Origin of the sequence: Halomonas sp. ND22Bw, from assembly GCF_003011945.1 — a bacterium.
Taxonomy (GTDB): domain Bacteria; phylum Pseudomonadota; class Gammaproteobacteria; order Pseudomonadales; family Halomonadaceae; genus Halomonas; species Halomonas halophila.
Window position 1 is genome coordinate 1 of the sequence record NZ_PXWD01001710.1, and the last position, 239, is coordinate 239.

Sequence of the window (239 nt, forward strand, 5' to 3'; positions counted from 1 at the left end):
GAGGGTCTCTACCCGACGAAGGACCAGGGCGTCGTGACGTCGTTGGGCTTGGGCGGCTCCGCGACGCTGACCTTCCCGCGCATCGAGGGTGCTGACGTCGTCGGCGGGGTGGTCGCCTCTGGCGACGGCGTCGAGGCCTCACGGCTGGTCGAGCGTGGACTGCTCGACTTCAACGTCTACGCCGACGCACGCCGCGACATCAACCTGACGCCGTACTACTACGTCCACGGCGCCGACGG

Annotated in this window: 1 pseudogene; it reads left to right on the plus strand. The window is 69.0% G+C overall.

The features are described 5' to 3' along the window. A pseudogene (locus tag CVH10_RS24120) lies at nucleotides 1-239 on the plus strand (alcohol dehydrogenase); the annotation flags it as partial.